The 7537-nt window shown below is 73.8% G+C and carries 4 protein-coding genes and 1 pseudogene; 4 read left to right on the forward strand and 1 reads right to left on the reverse strand.

The features are described from left to right. Positions 1-429, reverse strand: a pseudogene (locus HGA02_RS06485) (hypothetical protein); the annotation flags it as partial. A 258-nt stretch (positions 430-687) separates the two neighbouring features. Here HGA02_RS06485 and purL point away from each other — a divergent pair. From purL to gdhA, 4 genes are all read left to right on the forward strand, one after another. Further along, the gene (gene purL, locus HGA02_RS06490; RefSeq protein WP_168678340.1) at positions 688-3063 is read left to right on the forward strand and encodes a phosphoribosylformylglycinamidine synthase subunit PurL; all 2376 of its coding nucleotides are present in this window, start codon (positions 688-690) and stop codon (positions 3061-3063) included. Positions 3064-3413: 350 nt separating this feature from the next. After that, complete coding sequence (locus HGA02_RS06495; protein WP_168678341.1) at positions 3414-4988, forward strand: trypsin-like serine peptidase; 1575 nt, start codon at positions 3414-3416, stop codon at positions 4986-4988. An 11-nt stretch (positions 4989-4999) separates the two neighbouring features. Then, the gene (locus HGA02_RS06500) at positions 5000-5995 is read left to right on the forward strand and encodes an MvdC/MvdD family ATP grasp protein (protein WP_168678342.1); all 996 of its coding nucleotides are present in this window, start codon (positions 5000-5002) and stop codon (positions 5993-5995) included. A 10-nt stretch (positions 5996-6005) separates the two neighbouring features. Further along, positions 6006-7340, forward strand: a complete 1335-nt coding sequence (gene gdhA / locus HGA02_RS06505) for an NADP-specific glutamate dehydrogenase (RefSeq protein ID WP_168678343.1) — start codon at positions 6006-6008, stop codon at positions 7338-7340. The last annotated feature ends 197 nt before the right edge of the window (positions 7341-7537 follow it).

The raw sequence follows: 7537 nt of genomic DNA on the forward strand, positions 1-7537 counted from the left end.
CTGGGGCGGACCGGCCGGCACGGCGGGGATGGGCTCGACCGGCTCGGCGGTGGTCGGGGCGTCGGTGCACGCCGGCCGCTGACCGCCCTCGCCGAAGTGCTCGTTGTACCCGCTGACCTCGACCCACGTGACGCAGTACGTGCCGGGCAGGCCCAGCTCGGTCCACGCGAACCCCGTCCGGCCCGCGAACGCCCCCTGCGCGGTCGCGGCCTGGACGTGGAGCTGCGCGGTGAGCGTCTGGCCGTCGACGACGTAGCGGACGTTGACGTGGTCGTGCTCCACGAACGTGCGGCCGCCGGGCAGCGTGAGCCCGTCGGCCGTCACGGTGTAGGGCGTCGGGTCGTCCGAGCCGCCCGCGAACGCGGCGGCCGCGCTGCCCGCGAGCAGCAGGCAGGACAGCGGGACGACGGCGGCGGCGCGGCGGAGCATCGGACCTCGGGCGGATCGGTTCGGACGGCGTGCGGGCACGACCCTAGGCGGGATCCGGACATCACGGACGAACCGGGCGATGAGAGTCCGGTGAGAACCTGCACGTCAGGGGCGTGCGGCGCGCCGGGACCGTCCCGCCGTCGTCGCCGCTGGACGCCCACCGGTCCGCCGTCCGGCCGCGGGTACCCTGGTCCCCGTCTGCCGACCCCGCCGCGGTCCGGCGTCCCGCCGCCGTCCGCGCCCCCACCGAGGGAATCGATGACCACCGCATCCCCCCGCACCGCGCCCACGACCGACACCGTCGAGCACGCCGCCGCGACGCCCGACCAGGAGCAGCCGTTCGCCGAGCTCGGGCTCAAGCCGGACGAGTACCAGCGGATCCGCGACATCCTCGGCCGCCGCCCCACGGCCGCCGAGCTCGCGATGTACTCCGTGATGTGGTCGGAGCACTGCTCCTACAAGTCCTCCAAGACGCACCTGCGACAGTTCGGCGACAAGACGACGCCGGCGATGAAGGAGCACCTGCTCGTCGGCATCGGCGAGAACGCGGGCGTCGTCGACATCGGCGACGGCTGGGCGGTCACGTTCAAGGTCGAGTCGCACAACCACCCGTCCTACGTCGAGCCCTACCAGGGTGCGGCGACGGGCGTCGGCGGCATCGTGCGCGACATCATCTCGATGGGTGCGCGCCCGGTCGCGGTCATGGACCAGCTGCGGTTCGGCGCGGTCGACCACCCGGACACCGCGCGCGTCGTGCACGGCGTGGTCGCGGGAGTCGGCGGCTACGGCAACAGCCTGGGACTGCCCAACATCGGCGGCGAGCTCGTCTTCGACGCCTCCTACCAGGGCAACCCGCTCGTCAACGCGCTGTGCCTCGGCGTGCTGCGGCACGAGGACATCCACCTCGCCAACGCGTCGGGCGCGGGCAACAAGGTCGTGCTGTTCGGGGCCCGCACGGGCGGCGACGGCATCGGCGGCGCGTCGATCCTCGCCTCGGAGACGTTCGACGACACCAAGCCGAGCAAGCGCCCGTCCGTGCAGGTCGGCGACCCGTTCATGGAGAAGGTGCTCATCGAGTGCTGCCTCGAGCTCTACGCGGCGCAGGTCGTCGAGGGCATCCAGGACCTGGGCGCGGCCGGCATCTCGTGCGCGACGAGCGAGCTCGCGTCGAACGGTGACGGCGGCATGCACGTCGACCTCGAGAAGGTCCTGCTGCGCGACCCGACGCTCACGGCCGGCGAGATCCTCATGTCGGAGTCGCAGGAGCGCATGATGGCCGTCGTCGCGCCGGACAAGCTCGACGCGTTCCTCGCGATCACCGGCAAGTGGGACGTCGAGACCGCCGTGATCGGCGAGGTCACCGGCACGGGCCGCCTCACGATCGACCACCACGGGCAGCGCATCGTCGACGTCGACCCCAAGACGGTCGCGCACGAGGGCCCGGTGTACGACCGCCCGTTCGCGCGCCCGGCGTGGCAGGACGCGCTCAACGCCGACTCGGTCGCCGACGAGGCCCGCTTCGCGCGCCCGTCGACCGCCGCCGACCTGCGCCAGACGGTGCTGCGCCTGCTCGCGAGCCCGAACCTCGCGGACAAGTCGTGGGTGACGAACCAGTACGACCGCTTCGTGCAGGGCAACACCGCGCTCGCGCAGCCCGACGACTCGGGCGTGATCCGCGTCGACGAGACGACGGGCCTGGGCGTGGCGCTCGCGACCGACGCCAACGGCCGGTACGGCAAGCTCGACCCGTACGCGGGTGCGCAGCTCGCGCTCGCGGAGGCCTACCGCAACGTCGCGACGACGGGCGCCCGCCCGCTCGCGGTGACCGACTGCCTCAACTTCGGCAGCCCCGAGCACCCGGACTCGATGTGGCAGCTCGTGGAGGCGATCCGCGGCCTCGCCGACGCGTGCCAGGAGCTCGAGGTCCCGGTGACGGGCGGCAACGTCTCGCTCTACAACGGCACGGGCGAGCCCGGGAAGATCGACTCGGCCATCCACCCGACGCCCGTCGTCGGCGTGCTCGGTGTGCTGGACGACGTCGCCGACGCGGTCCCGTCGGGCTGGACGACGCCGGGCCAGGCCGTCTACCTGCTCGGCGAGACGCGCGCGGAGCTCGACGGGTCGGCGTGGGCCGACGTCGTGCACCAGCACCTGGGTGGCACGCCGCCGCGCGTCGACCTCGCCGCCGAGCGCCGGCTCGCGCAGGTGCTCGTCGCCGCGGCCCGCGACGACCTGGTCGACTCCGCGCACGACCTGTCGGAGGGTGGCCTCGCGATCGCGCTCGTCGAGTCGAGCCTGCGCTACGGCACGGGCGTGCAGGTCGACCTGGACGCGCTGTGCGCACGGGACGGCGTGACGCCGTTCGAGGCGCTGTTCGCCGAGTCGCAGGGGCGCGTGCTCGTCGCGGTCCCGCGCTCGGAGGAGGTGCGCCTGCTCGACCTGTGCACCGCGCGGGGCGTCCCGGCGCTCCGGCTCGGCGAGACCGCGGAGACCTGCACCCCGGGTGCGGGCACGCCCGTCGACGACGCGGACCACGAGCACGCCCCGGCGGTCGAGGTGCGCGGCCTGTTCACGCTGCCGCTCGCCGAGGCCCGCGCCGCGTGGTCGGCGACGCTCCCGCAGTACTTCGGCTGACCCGCCGCGACGGCCGGTCCGGCCCGCAGCACCCGACGCCCGCGTCCGCCTCGTGCGGCGCGGGTGTCGTCGTGCGTGCGGGGGTGGGTACCGGGTGGTGGCCGGTCGGGGCCGCGCCGCGTCGGTCGTCGGCGGCCCGGGAGCAGGTGCGGACGGCACGCCGCTGCACCGGGAGGCGTGCCGTCCGCGCGCAGGGTGTGCGCGGGTCCATGAAACCGGACGGCCCGCTCCCGAATCGTTTCGAGCGCGACGCCTCCGCGGACGGTCCTCCCGGTATCCGGGCGCCGGCGACGCGCTCCTTCCTCAGTGGCGCGGCAGGGGGACTGTCGCCGACCTGAAGGAGCACGGCCATGCCAGCGAAGAAGAAGCAGCCGGCCGACCTCGGCGGCGACGGGTTGTACCCGCCGCACCTCGAGGACCTGCCGGGGCAGGAGACCCGCGGCGCCGGGGAGCGCGTGCCGTACGCCGACGTGCTGCGGTCCATCTGCGGCGCGACGGACGACTCGCAGGAGGTCGAGCAGTACGACGGCACGCTCGGCGTGACCGTCGCGTTCGTCAACGCCCACGAGCGGCCCGTCGTGCAGGTGCAGTGGAACAGCGACCTCGCGACGACGTTCACCAACCCGGGCAACGTGAACGGCGTGCGGTGGGGGTCCGGCACGCTCATCGGCCCGGACCTCGTCCTCACGTGCGGCCACCTGTTCGACCCGGACCCGAACGGCTGGACGATCCCGCGGCAGAACGGCACGAGCACGCCGCTGTCGCCGCAGCAGGCCGCGACCGCCATGCACGTCAACCTCAACTACCAGGTCGACGCGGGCGGCACGCTCCAGGCCGAGCAGTCGTTCGCGATCACGCAGCTCGTCGAGTACCGGCTCGGCGGGCTCGACATGGCGCTGTTCCGCGTCGCCGGCAACCCCGGCAACACCTACGGCTGGTCGGAGTTCGGCACCGCGAACCCCGCGGTCGGCGACATGCTCGCGATCATCGGCCACCCCGTCGGCGCACCGAAGCGCATCGAGGCGGGACCGGCCACGCAGGTCACCGCGAACACCATCCGGTACGCCGACATCGACACCCTCGGCGGCAACTCCGGGTCCGGCATCCTGCACTCGCCGTCGGGACGCGTCGTCGGCGTGCACACCAACGGCGGGTGCACGGCGACCGGCGGCAGCAACTCGGGCGTCGCGATCGCGGCGATCGTCGCGGCCTCGCCCACGCTGCAAGGGCTCACGCCGAGCTCGAGCACGGGCCTCGGCCTCGACCTGTCGACCCCGCTCGCGGCCGACGTCACCGGCACGCTGCTGTCCGCCGACACCGTCGCCGGGACGGACACGGGCTTCGCGCAGGACGTCGTCGCGACGCCCGTCGCGCAGGACCTGGCCACGCCGATCGCCGTCGACACGGCCACACCGCTCGCCGCCGACACGGCCACGCCGAAGATCCAGGACCTGCTCGGCACCCCGCTGTCCCAGGACCTCGGGACGACGCACGCCACGGACGTCGGCACCGCGACGCTCCAGGACCACCTCGGCACGCCGCTCGCGCAGGACCTCGCGACGCCCGTCCAGCGGGACAACCTCACGTCGCTCAACCGCGACACGCACATCGCGCTCGACGCGGGCACACCGGTCGCGATCGACTCGGGCGCGGCGGACCAGCCGGGCACGCTGTTCGCGGCGGACGTCGGCATCCTCAACCCCGGCGGGACCGTCGTGAACCCGGGGCTGACGGGTGGCCTCGTCGGCGGCCAGCGGCCGTTCGTGCAGGCCGGGCCGTACATCTCGCTCGGTCAGGACGAGGGCGGCGACACCGTCCTCGGTGCGGTGCTCGCCGAGCTCGAGGCACTGATCGCGACGCAGACGCAGGTCCTCGCCTCGCTCCAGGCGCTCTACGCGACCCTGGCGGGCGGGGCGGACGGCTGACGGAGGCCGACGTGATCGGCATCGTCTCCCACGCGGGCGACCTGCACACGCAGACCGTGGCCCGGCACCTCGATGCACGGGGTGCCGGGCACCGGCTGCTCGACACGTCGCGGGTGCCCACGTCGGCCGCGCTCACGACCCGGCAGCGTCCCGACGGGACGTGGACGGGCACGTGGGCGGACGCCGACGGCACGCTCGACCTCGCGGACGTCGGCGCCGTCTGGTGGCGTCGCCCGCAGCCGTTCGTCCTGCACGACGAGGTGACCCGCCCGCACGACCGCGGCTTCGCGCACGGCGAGTGCGCCGCGATGGTCGCGGGTCTGTGGGCGTGCATGGACGCGGAGTGGGTCAACGACCCCGACCGGGACGAGGTGGCGTCGCGCAAGATGCGGCAGCTCCAGCTCGCCGCCCGGCTGGGCCTGCGCGTGCCGCGCACGTGCATGACGAACGACCCGGCCCAGGCGCGCGACTTCGTCGGCTCGGAGCCGTCCGGCGTCGTCTACAAGTCGTTCTCCGCGACGCCGCGCACGTGGCGCGAGACCCGGCCGGTGCGCGCCGAGGACGTCGAGATGATCGACGCCGTGCGGTTCGCGCCGGTGATCTTCCAGGAGCTCGTGCCGGGCGGGCGGGACGTGCGGGCGACCGTCGTCGACGGCCAGGTCTTCGCGGCGGAGATCCGCGCCGACCGGTCGGCGTACGAGTTCGACTTCCGGATCGACACGATGAACGCGCCGATCAGCACGCACCGGCTGCCCGACGACGTCGAGCGCCGGCTGGTCGACCTCGTCGCGACGCTGGGCCTGCGGTACGGCGCGGCCGACTTCCGCGTCGCACCCGACGGCGAGCACGTGTTCCTCGAGGTCAACCCGGCGGGGCAGTGGCTGTTCGTCGAGCTCGCGACCGGGCTGCCGATCTCGGCGGCCCTCGCCGACCTGCTGGTGCGCCTCGACGCCCGCGCCGGAGATCCCCGTGAGACGGTTGCCCCACGCACCGGAGCCGCCGTGTGACCATGGGCCGATGAAGGAGCAGCTCGCCGACATCCTCGACCAGGTCCTGCGACGCAACCCCGGGGAGCGCGAGTTCCACCAGGCCGTCCGCGAGGTGTTCGAGAGCCTCGAGCCGGTCCTGCGCAAGAACCCGCAGTACGTCGACGCCGCCGTCCTCGAGCGCCTGTGCGAGCCCGAGCGGCAGATCATCTTCCGCGTGCCGTGGGTCGACGACTCCGGGCGCGTGCAGATCAACCGCGGCTTCCGCGTCGAGTACAACTCGGCGCTCGGCCCGTTCAAGGGCGGCCTGCGGTTCCACCCGTCGGTCTACCTCGGCATCGTGAAGTTCCTGGGCTTCGAGCAGGTCTTCAAGAACTCGCTCACCGGCATGCCGATCGGCGGCGGCAAGGGCGGCTCGGACTTCGACCCGCGCGGCCGCAGCCAGGGCGAGGTCATGCGGTTCTGCCAGTCCTTCATGACCGAGCTGTACCGCCACCTCGGCGAGCACACCGACGTGCCCGCGGGCGACATCGGCGTCGGCGGGCGGGAGATCGGCTACCTGTTCGGGCAGTACAAGCGGATCACCAACCGCTGGGAGGCCGGCGTCCTGACCGGCAAGGGCCTGTCGTGGGGCGGCTCGCTCGTCCGCACCGAGGCGACCGGCTACGGCACGGTCCTGTTCGCCGAGCGCATGCTCAGCACCCGCGGCCAGTCGTTCGACGGCCGCCGCGTCGTCGTGTCCGGCGCCGGGAACGTCGCCCAGTACGCGATCCAGAAGGCGCAGCAGCTCGGCGGGCACGTCGTGGGCTGCTCCGACTCGACCGGCTACGTGCTCGACGAGCGCGGCATCGACCTCCCGCTGCTCCAGCAGGTCCGCGAGGCCGAGCGCCTGCCCGTGTCTGTGTACGCCGAGCGCCGCGGCGCGACGTTCGTGCCCGGCCGCCGCGTCTGGGAGGTCGGCGCCGAGGTCGCGCTGCCGTGCGCGACGCAGAACGAGCTCGACGAGGACGACGCCGCCGCGCTCGTGCGCTCCGGCGTCCTCGCGGTGTCGGAGGGGGCCAACATGCCGACGACGCCCGCCGCCGTCGCGCTGCTGACCGAGGCCGGCGTGCTCTTCGCCCCGGGCAAGGCGGCCAACGCGGGCGGCGTCGCGACGTCCGCGCTCGAGATGCAGCAGAACGCCAGCCGCGACGCGTGGTCCTTCGAGTACACCGAGCAGCGGCTCGCCGGGATCATGCACGCGATCCACGACCGCTGCCTCACCACCGCCGACGCGTACGACGCCCCCGGGAACTACGTCGTCGGCGCCAACATCGCGGGTTTCACCAAGGTCGCCGACGCGATGCTCGCCCTCGGCGTGGTCTGACGGCGTGGTCTGACGGCGTGGTCTGACCGGGCGGGTCACGGGCCGCCAAATCCGTGGCCCGCCCGTCGCGGGCGCGCCTACCGTCGGCCCGATGACGACCGAACCGGACACGATCCCCGCGGGGGCCGTACGCGTGGTCCGCGCCGACCGCGGCGCGGTCCTCGTGCTGCCCGCGCAGGCGCTCGCACCGCTCGACG

The sequence above is a fragment of the Cellulomonas septica genome, assembly GCF_012396155.1.
Taxonomy (GTDB): Bacteria; Actinomycetota; Actinomycetes; order Actinomycetales; family Cellulomonadaceae; genus Cellulomonas; species Cellulomonas septica.

Coding starts and splice junctions, on each gene's coding strand:
- purL (WP_168678340.1), top strand. CDS start 688: ATGACCACCGCATCCCCCCGCACCGCGCCCACGACCGACACCGTCGAG.
- HGA02_RS06495 (WP_168678341.1), top strand. CDS start 3,414: ATGCCAGCGAAGAAGAAGCAGCCGGCCGACCTCGGCGGCGACGGGTTG.
- gdhA (WP_168678343.1), top strand. CDS start 6,006: ATGAAGGAGCAGCTCGCCGACATCCTCGACCAGGTCCTGCGACGCAAC.